Origin of the sequence: Brenneria alni (assembly GCF_003666245.1) — a bacterium.
GTDB classification, from domain to species: domain Bacteria; phylum Pseudomonadota; class Gammaproteobacteria; order Enterobacterales; family Enterobacteriaceae; genus Brenneria; species Brenneria alni.
Map to the genome: position 1 here is coordinate 92,556 of NZ_MJLZ01000006.1, position 22,069 is coordinate 114,624.

Here is a 22,069-nt window from a genome sequence, read left to right on the forward strand (position 1 = left end):
AGGCGGTGATGGCGGAGGGAGTTCAAAAAGATTGAATATGCATAACTATTTTCGATGTTGCAGCACCGTCGCCGTATTGATTACACCACATAATGCCATACCGATTTGGGAACACATGCTAAATCAATAAGTATTTTAAGCAATGGGTGCAGAAAGCGGCAAGGCGGGCGACCGGAGTCGCCCGTCACAGTATGACCGTATCAACAGCCACAGAGTTTGTAGTACACCTCGTTCCAGCGCAGCGCGTCTTTGAAATCAGGGAGCCGGGTATCATTGTCGATCACCAGTAATTCAATATTCTGCATTTCAGCGTATAGACGCATATAATCCACATCCAATGCCTGGCTGAATACCGTATGATGCGCCCCACCGGCTAAAATCCAGGCTTCAGCCGCCACCTCCAGAGATGGTTGGGCTTGCCAGATGGCGCGTGCGACGGGCAGTCTGGGTAATGGGCGGGGCTGTTCGATGGCATCCACCAGATTAACCAGCATTCTGAAACGATCCCCCATATCGATAACGCTGGCATTGAGGGAGAGACCGGCAGGCGTGGAGAAAATCAGACGGGCAGGATCGGCTTTGCCGCCAATGCCCAGATGCTGTGCATCCACACTGGGTTTCTGTTCTTTCGCAATGCTGGGGCACACTTCCAGCATATGGGAACCCACGACCAAATTGTTACCGCTCTGGAAGTGGTAGGTGTAATCCTCCATAAACGACGTACCACCCTGTAATCCGTCGGCCATGACTTTCATGATGCGCAACAAAGCAGCGGTTTTCCAGTCGCCTTCGCCGCCGAAACCATAGCCTTGCTGCATCAGGCGCTGTACCGCCAGACCGGGCAACTGCTTCAGCCCACACAGATTTTCAAAATCTGTGGTGAAAGCTTTATAGCCGCCTTGTTCCAGAAAACGCCGCATACCCAGTTCAATTTGTGCTGCATCCAGCAGGTTTTGACGGTTGGGGCCATGAAGTTTTACGGCATCCGTTAAGTGATAGCTGGCTTCATACTCTTCAACCAGCGTATTGATATCGCCTTTGGCGACGGCATCAACCTCGCTGGTCAAATCACCCAGCCCCCAGGCGCTGACGGAATAACCGAACTGAATCTGCGCACTGACCTTATCACCCTCCGTCACCGCCACTTCGCGCATGTTGTCGCCAAAACGGGCAATTTTCAGCCGTTTACTTTCCTGAATGGCGGCCGCCACCCTCATCCATTTGGCGATGCGTTCATGGGCATGTCTATCCTGCCAGTGACCAACAATAACCTGATGCGGCAGACGCATTCGTGCGCCAATGAAGCCAAATTCCCGGCCACCGTGCGCGGTCTGGTTCAGGTTCATAAAATCCATATCCATGGTATCCCACGGAATTTCCGCGTTGAACTGCGTATGAAATTGCAATAGCGGCTTGTTAAGAAGACTAAGCCCACCGATCCACATCTTGGCGGGAGAGAAAGTGTGCAGCCAGGTGAGCAGGCCGATACAGCTATCCTGATAGTTGGCGTCACGACACAGCGAGATAATTTCGTCCGGTGTTTTTACCAGTGGTTTAAGTACCAGTTTTACCGGCAGAGCTGCTTGCTGATTCAGACCGGCGACAACGCATTCCGCATTCTCTTTTACCTGACGTAAGGTTTCTGGCCCATAAAGAGGCTGGCTGCCAATAACAAACCAGACTTCAAGCGGTTTAAAATGATCCATGATGACTCCTGTTTATTCCCGGCGGGAAGAGAATGAAAATTGACCGGTGATTAAGCATCAGCGTTGCGCTTCGCGTTGTAAGCCGGTTCGGCCAGACGGCACCACTGTTGATAACGTTGGTAAAGCCGTTGGTAGTGTGCGACGCGTCGGCTATCTGGCAGTAATGTTCGCTCAATACGGCTGGACATATGGTGCTGTGCGGTTGGGATATCGGCATGAACACCCGCGGCGACGGCGGCGAAGATGGCCGCCCCCAGCGCACAGCACTGGTCGGACGCCACAATTTGCAAGGGACGGTTCATCACATCGGTACAGACCTGCATGATGGTGGGGGACTTCCGGGCGATGCCGCCGAGCGCCAGAATGTTCTCAACCGGAACGCCCTGTTGTTCAAAACACTCCATAATGGCGCGGGCGCCAAAGGCCGTGGCGGCAATAAATCCGCCAAACAGGGTGGGAGCATCCGTACCCAGATTGAGATCGGTGATGACGCCTTTTAACCGCTGGTTGGCGAAAGGTGTTCTGCGGCCATTAAACCAGTCAAGTACCACCGGCAGATGATCCAGGGTCGGATTTTCAGCCCAGGCCTGAGTGAGCCGCTCAAGCAATCTGGCCTCTGTAGCCTGCAACTGTGGCTTGAGCTGCGGGTGATCGTTGGCCGCTTGCTGTAGCGGCCAGTTTAACAGTCGGCCAAACCAGGCGTACATATCGCCAAAGGCGGACTGTCCGGCCTCCAGCCCGATATAGCCGGGCACCACGCTGCCATCGACCTGACCGCAGATCCCCTTGATCGCCCGATCGCCAATGCGTGCTTCATCGGCAATCAGGATGTCGCAGGTTGACGTGCCGATCACTTTAACCAGCGTATAGGGCTGCGCCCCTGCGCCAACGGTGCCGACATGGCAGTCAAATGCCCCGCCTGAGATAACCACCGTTTCTGGCAGGCCGAGCCGTTTCGCCCATTCGGGCGTGAGAGTGCCGACGGGCAGATCGGCTGTCCAGGTGTCGGTAAACAGAGGGTAGTGCAGATTTTCGGTCAGACAGGGATCGAGCGCGTGCAAGAACGCTTTTGGCGGCACACCGCCCCAGTCAGGGTGCCAGAGCGATTTATGCCCGGCGCTGCAACGGCCACGTTTGATGTCATGGGGGGCGTGGGTGCCAGAGAGCAGGGCGGGCACCCAGTCGCACAGTTCGACCCAGGACACCGCAGCCTGACGGACGGCGGCATCTTCACGTGATAAGTGGAGTATTTTTGCCCAGAACCATTCAGAGGAGTATACCCCGCCGATATAACGAGTGTAATCGGCAAACTGACCACTGCGGCACAGCGTGGTAATCGCTTCCGATTCCTCTATCGCCGTGTGATCTTTCCACAGCACAAACATGGCATTGGGGTTGTCGGCGAATTCAGGGCGTAATGCCAGAATGTTACCCTGTTGATCAATCGGGGCCGGTGTGGAGCCGGTTGAATCGACACCGATGCCGAAGACCTGTTGACGCTGCCCGGCGGTCAGGCGTTCCACCACGGCACGAATAGCCTGTTCCAGTGATTCAATATAATCCAGAGGATGGTGTCGGAATTGGTTATTCGCCGGTTGGCAATATTTTTCTTCGCGCCAGCGGGGGTAATAAACCACATCTGTTGCTAATTCTTGCCCGGTTTGACAGTCAACGGCTAAGGCGCGTACCGAATCGCTGCCAAAGTCGAGGCCAATCGTAATCGCATCCGCACTCATTTCTTTGCTCCTGCTCATCCTGTCTTTATTGCTGTTTACGATAGACAGGGATACGCGGGGGCGTGAGGAACGGTTAGCTGGATGTATGTATTTTTCTGCCGCCCGTCGTCATTTTGTGAGGTTCGTCAAAAGTTAACGGCTGGTTAAATTCGCTGGATATATGCACAAACCTGTCGTTGTTCCGCTATGTGATAACGCTCTATATTCTTGGCGAAAATAACAGCTAAAACATACAACGTCTGAATGCTGCTGCGTAAAGGACTTGCACTAACTCTGTGTTTTTTCTTTATCCAGACCGGAAATACCCTGCTGGAAACGATTACACTCCCAAGATCCTCTGGCGTGTAAAAAGATAAATATACCGGAGAACATCATGCATAAATTCACTAAGGCGCTGGTAACGATTGGGCTGACTGCGCTTATGTCACAATCGGCTATCGCCGAAACCATGAAACTGGGATTTCTGGTTAAACAGCCAGAAGAACCCTGGTTCCAGACAGAATGGAAATTTGCTGATAAGGCAGGAAAAGATCTCGGTTTTGACGTTATCAAAATCGCCGTCCCCGATGGCGAAAAAACCCTTAATGCGATTGATAGCCTGGCGGCCAGCGGGGCGAAAGGTTTCGTGATTTGTACGCCTGACCCGAAATTAGGGCCTGCTATTGTCGCCAAAGCGCGTGGTTATGATTTGAAAGTGATCGCGGTGGATGACCAGTTTGTTAATGCCAAAGGCCAGCCAATGGACACCGTTCCATTAGTGATGATGGCCGCCACCAAAATTGGCGAGCGTCAGGGGCAGGAGCTGTGGAACGAAATGAACAAACGCGGTTGGAAGGTTGATGAAACTGCGGTTATGGCGATCACGGCAAATGAACTGGATACCGCACGCCGTCGCACCTCCGGTTCGATGGCGGCGTTAAAAGCGGCGGGTTTCCCGGAAAAACAAATCTATCAGGTGCCAACCAAATCCAATGATATCCCAGGGGCATTTGACGCGGCCAACTCTATGCTGGTTCAACATCCTAAAGTGAAGAACTGGCTGATTGTCGGCATGAATGATAACACCGTGCTGGGGGGGGTGCGTGCCACAGAAGGTCAGGGCTTCAAGGCGTCCAATGTGGTTGGCATCGGTATCAACGGCGTGGATGCGATCAGTGAACTGTCGAAAGGACAGGCAACCGGCTTCTACGGTTCGCTGCTGCCAAGCCCGGATATCCACGGCTACAAAAGTATCCAGATGCTCAATGAGTGGATCACTAAAGGCGTGGAGCCGCAAAAATTCACTGAAGTCACCGACGTCGTGCTGATCACCCGTGACAACTTCAAGGTCGAGCTGGAGAAAAAAGGGCTGATGTAATCACGGTGACCAAGAACCGTGTATCCCGGTCTTAACTGAACAGATTTCGGCAGGACATGGATGTCCGCCGTTTCTGCGGTAACGTGTTAACCAAGAGGAAACGGAAATGACGGCACAGTCACCTTATTTGTCGTTTCATGGTATTGGTAAAGAATTTCCCGGTGTTAAAGCGCTGGCGGATATCAGCTTTTCCTGTCAGGCAGGCCAGATCCATGCATTGATGGGGGAAAACGGGGCGGGCAAATCAACGTTGTTAAAAATCCTGAGCGGCAACTATTTGCCTTCTGCCGGAGAAATTCACATTCAGGGTAAGCCGGTGCAGTTCAACAACACGATGGATGCCCTGAATGCCGGTGTAGCCATTATTTATCAGGAATTGCATCTGGTGCCGGAAATGACGGTGGCGGAGAATATTTACCTCGGCCAGTTACCGCATAAGTACGGCATGGTGAATTATTCGCTGCTGCGCTATGAGGCCAAATTGCAGCTTGAGCATCTGGGGCTGGATATCGATCCCGATACACCACTCAAGTACCTTTCTATCGGTCAGTGGCAAATGGTGGAAATCGCCAAAGCACTGGCCCGTAACGCTAAAATTATTGCTTTTGATGAGCCGACCAGTTCGCTATCCGCCCGTGAAATCGAACAACTGTTCCGGGTGATCGCTGAATTACGCCGCGAAGGGCGGATCATTCTGTATGTTTCGCACCGTATGGAAGAAATTTTCGCGTTGAGCGACGCCATCACGGTGTTTAAAGATGGCCGCTATGTGCGCACGTTTGAGGATATGCGACAGGTGAACCATGAATCGCTGGTGCAGGCGATGGTGGGGAGAAACCTAGGTGATATCTACGGGTATTCACCTCGTGCGCATGGCGAGGAACGGCTGACGTTGCAGGAAGTTAAGGCGCCGGGCGTGAAGTCAACGATTTCACTGCATGTACGGCAAGGGGAAATCGTCGGGTTGTTCGGGCTGGTGGGCGCCGGACGTAGCGAACTGATGAAAGGGTTATTCGGCGCGACCAAAATCACCAGCGGACAGGTGCTGTTGGATGGCCAGCCACTGGTGGTGAATTCCCCGATTGATGCGATCCGCCAGGGAGTCATGCTTTGCCCGGAAGATCGCAAGGCGGAGGGGATTATCGCCGTTCATTCGGTGCGCGACAACATTAACATCAGCGCACGGCGCAAGAGCCTGAAGGCCGGCTTTATCATTAATAACCCGTGGGAAGAGGAAAACGCGGCCCGCCGCATTCAGTCGCTAAACATTAAAACCCCTTCAGACGAACAACTGATGATGAATCTTTCCGGCGGTAACCAGCAGAAAACCATTCTGGGCCGCTGGTTATCAGAAGAGATGAAGGTCATCTTGCTGGACGAGCCAACGCGTGGGATTGACGTAGGCGCCAAGCATGAAATTTATCACGTCATTTATGCGCTGGCGAAGCAAGGCATCGCCGTTCTGTTTGCCTCCAGCGATCTGCCGGAAGTGCTTGGCCTGGCTGACCGCATCGTTGTGATGCGTGAAGGCGCGGTATCCGGCGAACTTCTGCACGATGAAGCCACCGAGCAGAAAGTGCTGAGTCTGGCAATGTTACGAACCCCCGATATCGAACCTGCGGTTGCCTAACCGCAAAGGAGCCAAATAATGTCAACAGCTACGTCTGCGACTTCGGTGAAGAAGAAAACCGGTAACGGGATGTCCCGCGTTTGGGATAACTACGGCATGTTGGTGGTGTTTGCCGTACTGTTTCTTGGATGTGCGATTTCTGTGCCGAATTTTGCCAGTTTTATCAATATGAAAGGATTGGGGCTGGCGATATCCATGTCAGGCATGGTGGCCTGCGGCATGTTGTTCTGTCTGGCGTCCGGGGATTTTGACCTGTCTGTCGCGTCTATTATTGCCTGCGCCGGCGTGACCACGGCGGTGGTTATCAATATCAGTGAAAGTTTGTGGATCGGCGTGGGTGCCGGGTTATTGCTGGGCGCGGCATTCGGTTTAGTTAACGGCTTTATTATTGCGCGCCTAAAAATTAACGCCCTGATCACTACGCTGGCCACCATGCAGATCGCCCGCGGCCTGGCTTACATTATATCGGATGGTAAAGCCGTCGGTATTGAAGACGAGCGCTTCTTCGCGCTGGGCTATACCAACTGGCTGGGATTACCCGCGCCTATCTGGATTACCGTGGCGTGTATGATGCTGTTTGGACTGTTGCTGAACAAAACCACCTTTGGGCGCAATACGCTGGCGATAGGGGGAAATGAAGAAGCCGCCCGTCTGGCGGGGGTTCCTGTGGTGCGCACGAAAATCATCATTTTCGCGCTTTCCGGTCTGGTATCCGCCGCTGCGGGCATCATTCTGGCATCACGTATGACCAGCGGCCAGCCGATGACCTCTCTTGGTTATGAACTGATCGTGATTTCGGCCTGTGTGCTGGGCGGAGTTTCATTGAAAGGCGGCATTGGTAAAATTTCCTATGTTGTCGCCGGGGTTCTGATTTTGGGGACGGTTGAAAATGCCATGAACCTACTGAATATTTCACCGTTCTCACAATATGTGGTGCGTGGTTTGATTCTGCTGGCCGCGGTTATCTTTGACCGTTACAAACAGTTGGCGAAGAAGAGCGTATAAGCCAGGTTTATTCGTTTTTTTCTGCGTATTCCGGAGGTTTGATGTATCACCGCGTGGCAGATGAATCCCAGTCTAATCCGTTGCTGCCAGGTTACTCGTTTAACGCCTACCTGGTTGCCGGATTAACGCCGATCCTGACGGACGGGCCGCTAGACTTCTTTATCGATCGTCCCGATGGCATGAAGGGCTATATCATTAATCTCACCATCAAAGGACAGGGACAGGTTTTTGATGGTGATAATGCCTTTTATTGTAATCCGGGCGATTTACTGCTGTTTCCGCCCAAATCAACCCATTTTTACGGGCGTTCGCCTAATAGCGACTGCTGGTATCACCGCTGGGTGTATTTCCGACCGCGTGCGTACTGGGCCGACTGGCTGGAATGGCATAGCAGGAATTGCGGTGTGGGCCGCCTGAGCCTGCCGAACAATTCACTGTTGCTGGAGTTTGATCGGCTGTTTGCCAATATTGAACAAACTCAGCGTTCAGGGCGACGATTCTCGGAGGAGCTGGGGATGAACCTGCTTGAGCGCCTGCTATTGAGGGCGATGGAAGAAGATCCGCAGAGCCCGCAAAAAATTATGGACCCCCGGATTATTGAAGCCTGCCAGTTTATTACCAGCAATCTGGCGGGGGAGTTGCGTATTGATGAGGTTGCCCGGCACGTTTGTCTGTCGCCGTCGCGGCTGGCGCATCTGTTTCGTGAGCAGGTAGGTATCAATATTTTGCGCTGGCGCGAAGATCAGCGGGTGATCCGCGCCAAATTACTGTTACAAACGACGCAGGAGTCCATTGCCAATATTGGCAGGGTGGTCGGTTATGACGATCAGCTTTATTTTTCACGGGTGTTCCGTAAACGAGTGGGCGTCAGCCCAAGTGATTTCCGGCGCCGCAGTAGTGAAATCAACTATCCGTCAGTCAAAAAACCAGACCCGCCGATGTGGGGGGCGAGGGAAGCCAGTATCCCCGGAACTTGATATACTGAGGTCAATATCACCACTAAACGCGGCCAGAGGGGAATCTGTATGAGTGACACCGTTCGTGTTGGGTTACTGGGATACGGTTATGCAAGTAAAACGTTCCACGCACCACTTATCGCCGGGACGTCAGGTATGGAGCTGGTGGCGATCTCCAGCAGTAATACCGATAAAGTTCATGCCGACTGGTCGAAAATGCGGGTAGAACGCGACCCGCAAATGCTGTTCAACGACCCTGATATCGATCTTATTGTCATTCCAACCCCTAATGGAACCCATTTCCCGCTGGCAAAACAGGCGCTGGAAGCGGGTAAGCATGTGGTGGTGGATAAACCTTTCACGGTGACGTTGTCACAGGCATATGAATTAGGCATGGTGGCGGAACATACGGGTAGGCTACTTTCGGTATTCCATAACCGCCGCTGGGACAGCGATTTCCTGACGCTAAAACAGTTACTTCATACTGGCTCGTTAGGCGATGTGGTTTATCTGGAATCCCATTTTGACCGGTTCCGCCCTCAAGTGCGTCAGCGCTGGCGTGAGGATGGCAGTGAAGGAAGTGGTATCTGGTACGATTTAGGGCCGCACTTGCTGGATCAGGTTTTGCAGCTATTTGGTTTACCGGTGGCGATTCAGGTTGATATGGCGCAGCTAAGACCCGGCAGTAAGGCGATAGACTATTTCCACGCCACCTTGATTTACCCTCAACGCCGGGTGGTATTACATGCCAGTATGCTGGTGGCCGCCCCTTCGGCGCGTTACATCGTTCATGGTACACGCGGCAGCTTTGTTAAATACGGCCTTGATGGACAGGAAGATCGGCTAAAAACCGGTGAGCGTCCGCCACAGGCTGACTGGGGACAAGATCGGCATGATGGCGTGTTGACCCTGCATCATGATGGCATTGCGGCCGAGCAGGCCGTGCCAACGATACCCGGTAACTACCCGGCTTATTATGCGGCGATCCGTGATGCACTAACCGGAAAGGGCGATAATCCGGTAACGGTTCATCAGGCCATCCAGGTCATGGAACTGATTGAAGTGGGATTAGCATCCCACCAGCAGAGAAAAGTGATGACGCTGAAAAATGGTTAGATCAGCCGGTCCTTATCGCAGATAGTTGGCGTTTTGTTTAAGCAGGCGATCTTGGGATCACCTGAGTTTGCTGACAAAGTCGCCTGTAAGCCTGAGATACCCGGGCTAGCGTACCGAGGGGCCATTATGGGACACATCCTTGTGTCCCACCCTGCGGGTCAGCATAAATGCTGTTCAAATTTTGCTCCCGGCAAATTTGTCGGCGGCTTACACCGCTACGCCCCCTCAGCACGCTCTCCCTAATAATGAGCTTTGTCAATAGTCTGAGGCGAAGGTGAATACTGTAATGCCGTTCTGATGGTGACTAAATTATTGCGCCGCTCCGCGTTTACGCCGTACCTTCTCTCGCAGTTGTCGTTTTTCCTGTTCACTAATAAACGCGATGGTTAATCCGTTTTCTTGCGCCTGCCGGGTTTCTTTGGCGGTTAACCCGGCTAATGGCGCCGCAACCTGATACTCATGCCCGATTTCGATGCCCTGTACGGCAGGATCGTCAGTGTTAATCGTGGCGGGAATACCATAACGCAGAAAATGTTGCAGCGGGTGCTTATCCAGCGACTCGACCGTACTGGTCTGGATATTGGACGTCAGGCAGGATTCAATACCGATACCGTTTTCCGCCATGTATGTCATCAACCCAGTATCGATAATTGCCGTCACACCGTGACCAATCCGCTCCGCTTTCAGTTGATTGATGGCCTGCCAGATACTCTCTGGTCCGGCAGCTTCCCCTGCATGTACGGTAATGTGCCAGCCTGCGTCACGGGCTTGTCTGAAGTGTGATGAAAAAAGCTCGCAGGGATACCCCAGCTCATCACCAGCCAGATCAAGGGCAACGATGTGATCGCGGTGGGCCAGCAGGCCATCCAGCTCCTGTTGGCAGGCATCAGTACCAAAGGTGCGGCTTAGGATGCCAATCAGACGGATATCAATGTCATGATCGCGGCTACCAGCAGTCACGCCATCAATCACGGCTTCCACCACACCGGCAATCGGCAGATGATGGTTCATCGCCATATAGTAGGGGGAGAAACGAAGCTCTGCATAATCCAGCCCGGCGTTGACGGCATCTTCAACATTTTCATAAGCAATGCGGCGGCAGGCATCCAATGACCCCAGAACGGCAACGCCCCAATCCAGTTTTTGCAAAAAACTCAGCAAATCCGGCTCATTTTCAGTGATTTGAACGTGAGGGCGCAGTGATGTCAGATCATTGGCGGGCAACGCAATATTGAACTGGAGACCCAGTTCCAGAATGCTCTGCGCCCGGATATTGCCATCCAGGTGGCGGTGAATATCCGTAAGGGGGAGTAGCAAGTCAATCATGATGTACTCTTTGCAAATAGTCGATCGGTAAACCGGGTCACAGCCCGTAAGTGCGGTGAAGTATAAAAAAAATGGCGGCTAATGACCGTTTTTTGCTAAAAAAAGTGAAATAGATTTTCAGATACAGGACAAAACGTTGCCGTTTTGATCAGTTTTCAGTAAGAGACAGGGTGTCTCTCAATAACTCACTCAACCTCACGTAAGTGGGGCTGTGCAGTTAGCTTAGGGATAACACGGATATAAATCAGTTCACTTAACAACTCCACCAATGTCTGGGTAACGATAATGGCGGGTAGTACCGGGATCGCACCGGGTATAGCCAACGCCAGAGGTAAAACAACCAGAGAATTTCGTGTCCCGGCACTGAAGGCGACGGCGCGGCCGCCAGCGGTATCCAGGCGGAAAATCTTGCCCGTTACCCACCCCAGGGCAGGCGCGACGATCGCGAACACCATATAGAACGGAATGGCTATCAGCACGGTAGACCACGTGGTTTTAAGCTGAGGAATGACGGAAATCACTACCACGAATAACACCAGCGCGGTGGCGGGAACGGGCAAAAAACCAAGCTTATCGGCAATGGTGTTTAATGACTGAGAACGGGATGCCCCCCATTGAACCAACCCGGCAAGCAGCAAGGGAATGACAATCAGCCAGATAAACGCGTGAAAAAACGGCGCCATATGGATGCGTTCAGCCGCATCCCGGCTGAGAAACAGGCCTAGATAAAACGGCAGTGCCAGCATTTGCACCACAAGCAGCACCGGTGTGGCGGCCAGTAGCTGCGGGGCATCGGCACGACCGAGATGAGAGAATGTCACTACGTAGTCAATGCATGGGGCGAGTAAGACCAGCAGTATGCCAAGCCGGATAAGCGGGTCGGGAGGTAAAAAAGGAATAAGACAGGCCAAGAACAGCGGGATAACGATAAAATTGGCAATCAGCAGGGCGGCAAGAAACCGTACCTGAGTAAAACTACGCTTCAGCGACGTTAATGGCACCTGTAAGAAAGTGACAAAGAGCATCAATGCCAGCGCAGGATTGATCGCCACGTCCAGTTTTTCTGTTTTGGGGAGTAACAGGGCAATCAACACCGCCGCTATCACCGAGATAAAGTAGATGGCGGTCTGATGTTCTTCCATGAATATTTTGAATTTTTGCATACAACATCTCTCAGCAGGAAAGACAGACTCAGACCGGAGAAAAATGCCTGTGGCGGCGATACCGCTACCACAGGCTTTTCTTTATCTGTTGATGTTCGGTGCTACTGCGCGGGCGGAGCGGCGGGTTCCTGCCCATTGGGGAGCAGCTCTTCATTGCTTTCGTCGGGGATAGTGATAAACGGCGCAATGAAATCTGCCAATGGCATTTTGTTGCCGTTGAAATCAACCTGACCGTCGGCATACTGCAATGAACTGGTGATGGCATTGTCTTTAGTGACGGTAATCTGGTTCATTTGACCGATACCTGCCATCATCTGTACCTGCTGCAGCGCCATTTTATCGGCCTGTGCTCTCTCTGCATCGTTTGCTGGCGGTTGCCCGGCCTGAACCATCAGTTCTGCCAGCATAACTAAGGGTACATTCAATTTAGCATCAAGTTTTTTGACAGACTGGAGGATGATTTTTTCTTCATCTGAAGCGGATGGATCGGCTGCTTTTGCACTGTTCTGAAGAGGATCGGACAAATCCACGGCCAGCGTGAAAGTGCTTTCGCCTTTGTTGTTTTTCCAACTGAGCGGAGAGAGGGTGATGTTCGGATTACCCTTCAACAAGTCAGGTAAATATTGCAGGAAAACCATTGCCAGTTCTTGCTGATAGGAATCCGGATTCATATTTTGTGGGTCTTGCAAAATCTGTTGCACTTTTTTCTGGTAGTTGGTTACAAAGCGTTTAGTGCCTTCAGCATCAATTTGCGAGAACGCGATAGCCATATTCCCTGAGCCGAGATTACGATCGCTGATAGCCAATGACAACGCCAGCGTCACATTGCCAGCCAGGTTCTTATCATCTTCCGTTAGGGCGCTTTGCAGTGAAAAATTGCTCACTGTAACCGGTTCTTCACCTTCTACGGTAAACGTCAGGGACTTAATCGTCAGATTGCCGTCGCCTAAGTTGATATCAAATTTTCCTTTATGATGATTGCTGTTCAGGACGACGTCTTTTACTTCAACTTTTTCCCTTTCTCCCCAGGGATTTTTCTTTTCCATCAGCAGGTTATTCATGGTTATGGATAGCTTGTTGCTGCGCAGATCGCGGGGAGTGACCCATTGCAGATCGGCACCGTTGAAAGACATTTTTCGATCGCTATCCTGATGCTCAATTGGAAGCAGCGTCACATTGAAATGGATGTCGCCACTGTAAGGCACGTGCGCTTCGGTGATGATAAACGGTTTATTTTGGGTAAGGTCGAACAGCGGTTTAACCGGCGGGGTATTCGCCAGTTCACCGTGTACGGACGCTATTGTGGGAACCAGATTAAACTTTTTGAGCTGCGCCAAAGGGAAGGGGCCGTGGGAAAACGTTTCATTGAAGACAATTTCTTCACCGGGGGCGAGGATTTGTTGCCCTTTTGCGGAGCCATCGGCTTGCATAACGTAGGCAAATTTACTGCTAAAAACGCCACCCTGATAGTCACGGTACACTAATTTCAGACCGGCGTTTGGGTAAGCCATTTTTAATTGCGTATTGATGTTGTCGGTAACCTCATCAATATTCTGAGCCAATTGTTTACCGGTGTACCAGGAAGCGCCGCTCCAGACTGCTCCCAAAGCGATGATGACGCTGACGGCAACTAATGACTTCTTCATTTTTATTCATCCTTATTTAAAAACGCGCCCAGCTTCTTCCGGGCGAGAGAGTATGTACCGGTGGTTATTACCGATTAAACACGCGGGCGATACGCCCTTGTCCTTGCACCATTACTGGTGATTCATTGGCGGAAATAAAGCAGGATTCGCCCGCTTTAAGCCCGAGCTGCTCATGGTCTTTTTGCAATAACGCATTGCCATCAATGCAGAAAATGATGGCTGCGCTGTGCTGGCTGATCGATTTTGGTTCATCGTTCAGGGTATGCACAGAAAAGGCAAAATCATCAACAGGAATAGGAAAGCGTAGCTCATTTCCATGCCTGTTGGGGGTTGTCAATAAATGGGCCGCAGGTTTGGCTTCAAATTTCACGTTGGCCAATAGCTCTGGAATATCAATGTGCTTAGGTGTTAAGCCTGCCCGCAGCACGTTGTCCGAATTCGCCATGACTTCCAGTGCGACTCCGTTTAAATAAGCGTGAGGGGTTTGTGCATATAAAAACATGGCTTCACCGGGATTGAGCGTAATCACATTAAGCAAAAGCGGAGAGAACAGACCGCTGTCGTGGGGGTAAAACTGCGTAATGTCCCGAATGGTTGCCCAGGGTTCACCGTGCTGACTGTTCAGCGCGGCCTTTAATACGCCCAGCGCATGGCTTTTTTGAATGCCGTCGATACTCAGCAGGTTAGCAAACAGCATGGAGAGATTTTTACTGTCTGGCTGCTGTAAAAAAACAGTGATAGAGGGGTGAGCGTTGGCGACTGGTTGTAATAGCGCGACAATTTCAGATAATTCCCGAAAGCCATTCATCGCCTGAAAGGAGGTCAGTGCGTAGACCAATTCAGGCTTGTGATTCGCATCTTTATAGTTTCGTTCAGCGGCATTCAGCGCGATACCTGCGGTATTTTCTTTCGCAAAGCCTTGTTCTGCTGAAGATTTATTTGGGTGTACCTGAATGGAAAGCGGCTGGTCTGCGCACAACACTTTAAATAAAAAGGGTAATTCCCCGAATTGCTGCGCTACGGTTGCTCCCAGGTGCAAGGCTGGATCCTCAGCAATCACTTCCCGCAGATTACGATCGTTGCCTTTTGCATCAATGATATGAGAGCTGCTTTTCGGATGGGCGCCCATCCATAATTCAGCCATTGGTAAATCGTTAGGATTATCAATGCCATATAGCTCAGTTAATGCGTGTTTGCTACCCCAGGAGTAGTGCTGGACACGATTGAGCATTTTTTGCATGTTGGTTTCCTGACGTTAAGTTCATTTTGATTAAAATAGCTAATAAACCCATGTGTTATGAATACACCGTACCTGCTCACACCATGGTAATGTTTTATGTGTCACTATTCCAGACAGTGTAAGGCTATTCATCATTCAGAAGGCTAAGGAGAAAAAGGCAATGACAACGACGCGTATTGAAAAAGACTCAATGGGGCCGATTGACGTTCCTGCTGAACGCTTATGGGGGGCACAGACGCAGCGCTCACTGGAGCATTTTCGTATTTCCGAAGAAAAAATGCCGCGAGCATTGATTTATGCTTTGGCACAGACGAAACGTGCCGCGGCCAGCGTTAATATGGATCTGAAATTGCTCTCCGATGATCGTGGAAATGCCATCATACAGGCTGCTGATGAAGTACTGGCTGGCAAGCATGTCGGAGAATTCCCGTTAGCCATCTGGCAAACCGGATCAGGCACGCAAAGCAATATGAATATGAATGAAGTGCTGGCAAACCGCGCCAGTGAATTATTGGGCGGGGAGCGGGGCAATAGCCGTCTGGTTCATCCCAATGATGATGTGAATAAAAGCCAGAGTTCCAACGATGTTTTTCCTACGGCAATGCATGTTGCGGCCGTTGTAGCCATTAATGAACACCTTATTCCTGAGTTAACGGAACTGCATCAAACGCTGGCGGCGAAAGCCGAACAGTTCAAGGATATCGTGAAAATTGGCCGTACCCATTTGCAGGATGCAACGCCATTAACGCTGGGACAGGAAATTTCTGGTTGGGCGGCCATGCTGCAACATAATTTGAAGCATATTAAAAACAGTGTGCCCCATCTCTGTGAATTGGCGTTGGGCGGAACGGCGGTAGGCACCGGATTAAACACACATCCTGAATATGCCGTCCGGGTCGCCGCCGAACTGGCGCAACTGACCGGGCAGCCGTTTGTGACGGCGCCGAATAAGTTTGAGTCGTTAGGCACCTGTGACGCATTGGTTCATGGGCATGGCGCTCTGAAAGGGTTGGCCGCGTCATTGATGAAGATAGCTAATGATGTTCGCTGGCTGGCTTCTGGCCCGCGCTGCGGTATTGGTGAACTGAGCATTCCTGAAAATGAACCCGGTAGTTCGATTATGCCCGGCAAAGTTAACCCAACGCAGTGCGAAGCCATGACCATGCTGTGTTGCCAGGTTATGGGGAATGATGTCGCCGTCAATATAGGGGGGGCTTCGGGTAACTTCGAACTGAACGTTTACCGCCCTATGGTGATTCATAATTTCCTGCAATCAGTCCGTCTGCTGGCTGATGGAATGAAGAGCTTTAATGAACATTGCGCCGTGGGTATTGAGCCGAATCGTGAGCGCATCGATCAACTGCTGAATGAATCGCTGATGCTGGTTACCGCGCTTAACACTCACATTGGTTATGATAAAGCGGCTGAAATTGCTAAAAAGGCGCATAAAGAAGGCTTAACCTTAAAAGCATCCGCCCTGAAGTTGGGGTATCTCACTGACGCGCAGTTTGACGAGTGGGTACGGCCACAGGATATGGTCGGTAGCCTGAAAAGCTGATTAGCGTATTACTTTACCTGCCGGCGAGTGATTGCCGGCAGGATTTATTACAGGTCGTCGGTATACAGATGCAAACGAGGTATCAACAAACGCAGCGGAATTGCCTGCGGTTTATGCTTATGTTTTATGTTGCCTGCATCATAATTATTCAACTCGCCAATAATGGGAACTTCACCGCCGCGCTCTTGCCGACACAGTACTAACAGCGGAGACGGGCAGGGGTGTTGCACTTGCTTTTGTTGTTGCGGATACCATACTCTGGCGATCGGCTGGACTTTAACCGGGCGTTTTATTTTCAATACCGCGTGTTCCGGCAATCGCCGGACTTCTTCCATTTCCTGCGTCACTAATTCAATCCATTGTTCTTTGCTATACGGTGCTGAACTTCTGCCTGCTTGCAGGCTTTTTCTCAGTTTTTCCAGTAATTCAGCGCGACTCATGTTTTTGATGATATGTTTATTTGCCCATCCAAAGCGTACGGAAGCGGGGTTAGTGATAAGTGTCAGCGATCGGTAGGCGCTTAATGTAATAAGCCCTTGCAGATGAGTATGTACAAACTCAAAGCGTTGTTCGGGTTCTAGCCCTGATTCGACGGTCACTATCTGCTCCAGCGTTTTCTTCAGCTCATTAATGTCGGTTATGCATTGTTGCGCCTGCTGATACTGCTGGTGGTCGACAGAAAAACACAGCGCTCCGGGTAGCCGTATTGCGGCTTTACTGCTGATTGTTTCTGGATAGTGGTGAATAAACAAACGTTGGAAATGTGTTAATCCTAGTTCACGCGCCTCCTTGCCTACATGCTGGTGAACGGCAATCTGTTCTATGACGTCGTGCTCGGTGCCTTTTTCAATATGGGGTAAAGAATAAACGCGGCCTGACAGCAATCTAAATTCTGAAAATAGGGTTTGCATTAAGGCCAGCTTTTCTTCCAACAAAGTAAAGCAATTGTGCATTCGATGAATAAGCGAATAACGATCCATAACATCACACTAATTTAGTTACAACATACTATTATTTATATTACTTATTCCCAATATCAGCAACAGTAATTTATTTTGTCAGACAGGAGAGAAAGGCAATCAGGAGAGTTGTTTTAAGCGAAAGCTAACCGCCAATGCAATAAATAGCAACGTCGCCAGAAATACGGTGATGCCCGCCCAGCCGTATGTGTACCAGAATACGCCGCCCAATGTTCCCGCCAAACTGGAACCCAGGTAATAAGAAAATAGATACATTGAAGAGGCCTGGCCTTTTGCCCGACGCGCACGCTGACCAATCCAACCGCTGGCAACGGCGTGAGCGGCAAAAAAACCGGCGGCAAACAGCATCATACCGATAAAAATACACACCAACGGACTCAGCGCGGTGACGCCTAACCCCAGCAACATCAATCCAATGGAAATACTCAGCACCGGCCCCCGGCCATAGCGGGAGGTCAACACGCCCGCTTTAGGTGAACTGTAACTACCGGTCAGGTAAACCACCGATAGCAGGCCGACGATCGCCTGACTGAGCAAGTAAGGTGTGGTCAACAATCGATAGCCGATATAGTTAAAGAGCGTAACGAACGCGCCCATCAGCAAAAAACCCTGTAAAAACAGTAACGGTAACCCGGCATCATGCCAGTGCACTTTGGCATTTAGCAATAAGGTCTTGGGCCGCAAAGAGCCTGGCCGAAAATGACGCGATTCAGGTAAAATTTTCCAGAAGGTTAGCGCAGCAATTAACGCCAAAACACCAATCGCCCCAACAGCAACCCGCCACGGGAAATAGTCACTCAATACGCCGCAGACCAGACGTCCGCTCATGCCGCCAATGGAGTTACCGCTGATATAAAGGCCCATAGAGAAAGCCAGCACACTGGGGTGGATCTCTTCACTCAGGTAACTCATGGCGACAGCCGCAACGCCACTGAGTGATAAGCCAATCATGGCACGCATAATCAGCACGCCGTGCCAACTGGTCATAAAGGCGCAAATGAGTGTGCAAATGGCAGCCAGCATCAGCGACACTACCATCACATTCTTGCGGCCGACGGTATCAGACAACGGGCCGGTAAACAGCAATCCAATAGCCAACATGACCGTTGATACCGAAAGCGACAAGCTGCTGGCCGCCGGGGAAATGGCAAAATCCCGAGAAAGAAGCGGTAATAGAGGCTGTACACAGTAGAGCAGGGCGAAAGTGGCTAATCCGGCAGAAAACAAAGCCAGTGTGACTCGCATAAACTGAGGTGTGCCACGTTTAATATAAGGTGATTTGCGATTAGCGTTCGGTTTCGATGGAAGCGTTTCTCCGTTGTTAATAGTGGAAACAGGCATGGGGTTCGACGCCGGAGATGACGGGGTACTCAAAATAATTCCAAGTTTAGGCGAGGGAAAGATGAGGCGATCATAGAAGAGCAATGTTAGAACGGCAAGCCGATCTTGGTATTATGCGTAACAACCCGTCACCAGACACGCTGGAGTACCAACTGTTGGCACATGCGGCACGATGCGGTTCGAAGTCTGGCTGGTTACGATCCGACATCGGCCTCTAAAGACAGCGGCCCAAGCGTTGATTTCGCTAATGATCAACCGACAATATCTTCAATATGTGCGTTAAATCACATAACGAATCAAATATTTGACGGCTTTAATGAAAAGCTCCACCATACCCTCAGTTTTTTTATTTTGCAGCGTGAAAATAAAATATTACCCCAAGCAGTGCTAGCAATGCAGAGTAGGAGCCAGGTTTGTGATTGCCGACGGTCAACCAGGACATATCGATCAAATTAAACAAATGAATGCCGGTACTGTATACCGACTGATCGACAAATATGGCCCGATATCACGTATTGAACTGTCCAAACGGGCACAGTTGGCGCCGGCCAGTATCACCAAGATTGTACGTGAACTGATAGAAGCCCATCTGGTACAGGAAACGGAATATCAGGATATCGGCAGCAGGGGGCGTCCGGCCATCGGGCTGATCCTTGATACGCAGGCATGGCATTACCTTTCGGCACGTATCAGTCACAATATTATGACGCTGGCGCTGCGCGATCTAAGCAGTACTTTGGTCGTTGAAGATAGCGTTCCTCTTCCCGCAGAACATCCACAGCCTTTACTCCAGCGAATTCTGAATGAAATCGATCAGTTCTTTATTAGGTATCAAAAACGGCTGGAACGACTGACAGCCATCGCCATCACCGCTCCGGGCATGATCGACGCCACAACCGGCATAATTCACCGGATGCCGTTTTATAATGTGGAAGAGATGGCGATAGGGCCAGCACTGGAGCAGCGAACCGGGTTACCCGTTTTTGTACAACATGATATCTGTGCCTGGACGATGGCAGAGGCGTTGTACGGCGCATCCCGCGGCTGTCAGAACGTCATTCAGGTGGTTATTGATCATAATGTAGGTGCCGGAGTCATTACCGGAGGACGTATTCTACATGCGGGAAGTCGTAATCTGGTCGAAATAGGGCATACTCAGGTCGACCCGTATGGTAAACGTTGTTATTGCGGTAATCATGGCTGCCTTGAAACGGTTGCCGGCACGGAAAGTATGCTGGATTTGGCGCAGCAACGCATGAATACGTCAATGAGCTCAATGCTGCATGGTTCCCCACTGACGGTAGACAGCCTCTGTGATGCAGCGCTGAAAGGCGATCAGTTGGCAAAAGATATTATTAACGATGTCGGTAATAATGTGGGTCGTATCGTCGCCATCATGGTTAATTTATTTAATCCCGATAAAATTTTAGTCGGTTCTCCGCTTAATAAAGCGGCCAGTATTTTATACCCGGCCATGATGGGGTGTATTCATCAGCAGTCTTTTCCTCCTTATAGTCATAATATTCAGGTAGAAGCAACCCTGTTTTATAACCAGGGCACTATGCCCGGCGCTGCATTGGTTAAAGATGCGTTATACAACGGGTCTTTATTGGTGAAGCTGTTACAGGGTTAAACGCCGACTTTCTATTCCTTTGTGTATTTTCATTTTCTGCTGTAGAAGTCCTGAGAAGCAAAACATTGAGCTAACGCAAGCTGCCTGGATGGCGCATCGCCTAGAATTTCACTATTGGAAAGCATTTTTGCAGTGCTTGTTATTTTCAGGTGGCCCGGAGTTGTCTCATGTTGAAACGCATTTTTGTCACAGGTACAGACACTGCAGTTGGTAAAACGGTTGTATCCAGAGCGTTATTGCAAAAGCTGGCAGTGACGGGAAAACCGGTGGCAGGCTATAAACCGATAGCAAAGGGATGTGTGGAAACGGAGGAGGGGTTGAGAAATAAAGATGCGTTGCTTTTGCAGGCTGCCTCTTCCCTTTATTTACCCTATGATTCGGTTAATCCTATTGCGCTGCGTGAAGATGAAATAAGCGCCAGCGAACAGCCGATTAATTACAGCGCCATGACTCAGGGTTTGCATCACTTATGTGAAATAGCAGACGCTGTGGTGATTGAGGGTAGCGGCGGCTGGCGCACATTGATGAATGATCTGCGACCTTATTCTGAATGGGTTGTTCAGGAACAGTTGCCGGTTGTTTTAGTGGTTGGTATTAAACTGGGTTGTATCAGCCATGCGTTATTAACCGCGCAGGCCATTATTAATGATGGATTACCACTAGTAGGCTGGGTCGCAAACCGTATTAATCCTGGTCTGGCGAATTATGCTGAAATTATTACAGCGCTGCGTAAAAAAATCCCCGCACCACAATTAGGAGAACTGCCTTATTTACCCCGCGCTGAACAGCGTGATTTATCTTCCTATATCGATCTTTCGGCTGTGAGTTATTAGTCCTGTTGGTATGTTATTTCTAGCGTAATTTATCCGACCATCCGATATAGTTTTTTAATTCAAAAGGATTGCCAGGGAAACCTGTTCGTTCCCCTGTGAATCCTTGAAAACGAAGTATGCCCATTACTGTGCACTGGTCGTTGACTGACCATCAGCATGTCGGGTATAAACGATTTTATGCGAGTCATTTTCACAATGACCGACCACCTGACCACCGGCCTGATCCACCTGATCGTTAGGAACAATATCAAGCGTGAAACCTGATTCCGGCACGCCGTTATTGATGATCTTCTGTGAAATATCCTCCTTAACGCTCTCACAAGACGCTTGCGCTGCCAGAGGAGCAATCACAAACAAAGCCGCACCAAAAATAATTGCCTTTTTCATCCCATCACCCTTTTATCTGAATAAATTCATGCCCACTGCCTGGTATTATATCCGTCAGGCAATAAGGCTTACTTTACAAGCGTAGACTAAAAATCAGGGTGTAACCGCACGACCGGTGCGGCGATCAAGACAACGCTCGGTATTGGCTTCCCAATAGGCATTAACATTATAGCTGGCGTTACACTTCTCCTGTCCGTCAATCGCCTTTTCAACTTTATCGAATTCTTTCTCAGTACGAGAGTTAACTTTATTACGCAACGAGCGGGTTGAATTCCACTGTTCACTGCTTTGTCGAACCGCTTCTGTCGATAAGGCGCTATTGCCAGAGTCAATCACGACATGTTGCGTTTCTGCCATTACAGTGGGCTGCCAGACAGCAGAGACCATTATTATGGACAGCGGGATCATGACCCGAATCAGAGATACAAAGGAATATTGGTTCATGTTTCACCTTGA

Annotated in this window: 19 protein-coding genes; 9 read left to right on the forward strand and 10 right to left on the reverse strand. The window is 50.5% G+C overall.

All coding sequences use genetic code 11. From position 1 onward, the window contains the following. Nucleotides 1-200 precede the first annotated feature (200 nt). Together araA and BIY29_RS04835 are read right to left on the reverse strand one after the other, a co-directional pair. On the reverse strand, nt 201-1,706 hold the full coding sequence (araA, locus tag BIY29_RS04830) for an L-arabinose isomerase (protein WP_121574017.1): 1,506 nt from the start codon (nt 1,704-1,706) through the stop codon (nt 201-203). Between the two features lie 50 nt (nt 1,707-1,756). Further along, complete coding sequence (locus BIY29_RS04835; protein ID WP_121574018.1) at nt 1,757-3,442, reverse strand: ribulokinase; 1,686 nt, start codon at nt 3,440-3,442, stop codon at nt 1,757-1,759. 373 nt (nt 3,443-3,815) lie between these two features. On the opposite strand from BIY29_RS04835, the gene BIY29_RS04840 reads away from it, so the two are divergent. The 5 genes from BIY29_RS04840 (at nt 3,816) to BIY29_RS04860 (ending at nt 9,506) form a co-directional block, all read left to right on the forward strand. After that, on the forward strand, nt 3,816-4,799 hold the full coding sequence (locus BIY29_RS04840) for an arabinose ABC transporter substrate-binding protein (protein ID WP_121574019.1): 984 nt from the start codon (nt 3,816-3,818) through the stop codon (nt 4,797-4,799). Nucleotides 4,800-4,905: 106 nt separating this feature from the next. Then, entirely contained in the window at nt 4,906-6,429 is a 1,524-nt protein-coding gene (araG, locus tag BIY29_RS04845; RefSeq protein WP_121574020.1) for an L-arabinose ABC transporter ATP-binding protein AraG, read from the forward strand. Between the two features lie 18 nt (nt 6,430-6,447). Then, nucleotides 6,448-7,434 carry an L-arabinose ABC transporter permease AraH gene (gene araH, locus BIY29_RS04850; RefSeq protein ID WP_121574021.1) on the forward strand — a complete coding sequence of 329 codons (987 nt, stop codon included), beginning with the start codon at nt 6,448-6,450 and terminating at the stop codon, nt 7,432-7,434. A 41-nt stretch (nt 7,435-7,475) separates the two neighbouring features. Then, nucleotides 7,476-8,411 (forward strand): arabinose operon transcriptional regulator AraC, encoded by a 936-nt coding sequence (gene araC, locus BIY29_RS04855; RefSeq protein ID WP_121574022.1) that lies wholly within the window; start codon nt 7,476-7,478, stop codon nt 8,409-8,411. Between the two features lie 48 nt (nt 8,412-8,459). Further along, nucleotides 8,460-9,506 (forward strand): oxidoreductase, encoded by a 1,047-nt coding sequence (locus BIY29_RS04860; RefSeq protein ID WP_121574023.1) that lies wholly within the window; start codon nt 8,460-8,462, stop codon nt 9,504-9,506. A gap of 309 nt (nt 9,507-9,815) precedes the next feature. Here the strand turns inward: BIY29_RS04860 and add are convergent, their stop codons facing one another. The 4 genes from add to manA form a co-directional block, all read right to left on the reverse strand. Beyond that, nucleotides 9,816-10,832 (reverse strand): adenosine deaminase, encoded by a 1,017-nt coding sequence (gene add, locus BIY29_RS04865; RefSeq protein WP_121574024.1) that lies wholly within the window; start codon nt 10,830-10,832, stop codon nt 9,816-9,818. Between the two features lie 185 nt (nt 10,833-11,017). Further along, nucleotides 11,018-11,995 (reverse strand): arsenic resistance protein, encoded by a 978-nt coding sequence (locus tag BIY29_RS04870; protein WP_121574025.1) that lies wholly within the window; start codon nt 11,993-11,995, stop codon nt 11,018-11,020. Nucleotides 11,996-12,096: 101 nt separating this feature from the next. Then, nucleotides 12,097-13,641 (reverse strand): YdgA family protein, encoded by a 1,545-nt coding sequence (locus BIY29_RS04875; protein WP_121574026.1) that lies wholly within the window; start codon nt 13,639-13,641, stop codon nt 12,097-12,099. 67 nt (nt 13,642-13,708) lie between these two features. Then, nucleotides 13,709-14,881 carry a mannose-6-phosphate isomerase gene (manA, locus tag BIY29_RS04880; RefSeq protein ID WP_121574027.1) on the reverse strand — a complete coding sequence of 391 codons (1,173 nt, stop codon included), beginning with the start codon at nt 14,879-14,881 and terminating at the stop codon, nt 13,709-13,711. A gap of 160 nt (nt 14,882-15,041) precedes the next feature. Here manA and fumC point away from each other — a divergent pair, with 160 nt between their 5' ends. Continuing rightward, entirely contained in the window at nt 15,042-16,439 is a 1,398-nt protein-coding gene (gene fumC, locus BIY29_RS04885) for a class II fumarate hydratase (RefSeq protein ID WP_121574028.1), read from the forward strand. 47 nt (nt 16,440-16,486) lie between these two features. On the opposite strand, the gene tus is transcribed toward fumC, so the two are convergent. Both tus and BIY29_RS04895 read right to left on the reverse strand, forming a co-directional pair. Continuing rightward, on the reverse strand, nt 16,487-17,419 hold the full coding sequence (gene tus / locus BIY29_RS04890; RefSeq protein WP_121574029.1) for a DNA replication terminus site-binding protein: 933 nt from the start codon (nt 17,417-17,419) through the stop codon (nt 16,487-16,489). Between the two features lie 99 nt (nt 17,420-17,518). Then, entirely contained in the window at nt 17,519-18,760 is a 1,242-nt protein-coding gene (locus BIY29_RS04895; RefSeq protein WP_240629965.1) for an MFS transporter, read from the reverse strand. 83 nt (nt 18,761-18,843) lie between these two features. On the opposite strand from BIY29_RS04895, the gene BIY29_RS20790 reads away from it, so the two are divergent. The 3 genes from BIY29_RS20790 to bioD all read left to right on the forward strand — a co-directional run bounded on the left by BIY29_RS20790 (nt 18,844) and on the right by bioD (nt 21,226). Further along, complete coding sequence (locus BIY29_RS20790) at nt 18,844-18,978, forward strand: hypothetical protein (protein WP_276310278.1); 135 nt, start codon at nt 18,844-18,846, stop codon at nt 18,976-18,978. A 197-nt stretch (nt 18,979-19,175) separates the two neighbouring features. Continuing rightward, nucleotides 19,176-20,393: a sugar metabolism global transcriptional regulator Mlc gene (mlc, locus tag BIY29_RS04905; protein ID WP_121574031.1), complete on the forward strand. Its 1,218-nt coding sequence runs from the start codon at nt 19,176-19,178 to the stop codon at nt 20,391-20,393. Nucleotides 20,394-20,560: 167 nt separating this feature from the next. Next, the gene (gene bioD, locus BIY29_RS04910; RefSeq protein ID WP_121574032.1) at nt 20,561-21,226 is read left to right on the forward strand and encodes a dethiobiotin synthase; all 666 of its coding nucleotides are present in this window, start codon (nt 20,561-20,563) and stop codon (nt 21,224-21,226) included. Nucleotides 21,227-21,349: 123 nt separating this feature from the next. On the opposite strand, the gene BIY29_RS04915 is transcribed toward bioD, so the two are convergent. Continuing rightward, nucleotides 21,350-21,613, reverse strand: a complete 264-nt coding sequence (locus BIY29_RS04915) for a DUF1161 domain-containing protein (protein ID WP_121574033.1) — start codon at nt 21,611-21,613, stop codon at nt 21,350-21,352. A gap of 93 nt (nt 21,614-21,706) precedes the next feature. After that, the gene (locus BIY29_RS04920; protein WP_121574034.1) at nt 21,707-22,057 is read right to left on the reverse strand and encodes a DUF1283 family protein; all 351 of its coding nucleotides are present in this window, start codon (nt 22,055-22,057) and stop codon (nt 21,707-21,709) included. Between the last annotated feature and the right edge of the window lie 12 nt (nt 22,058-22,069).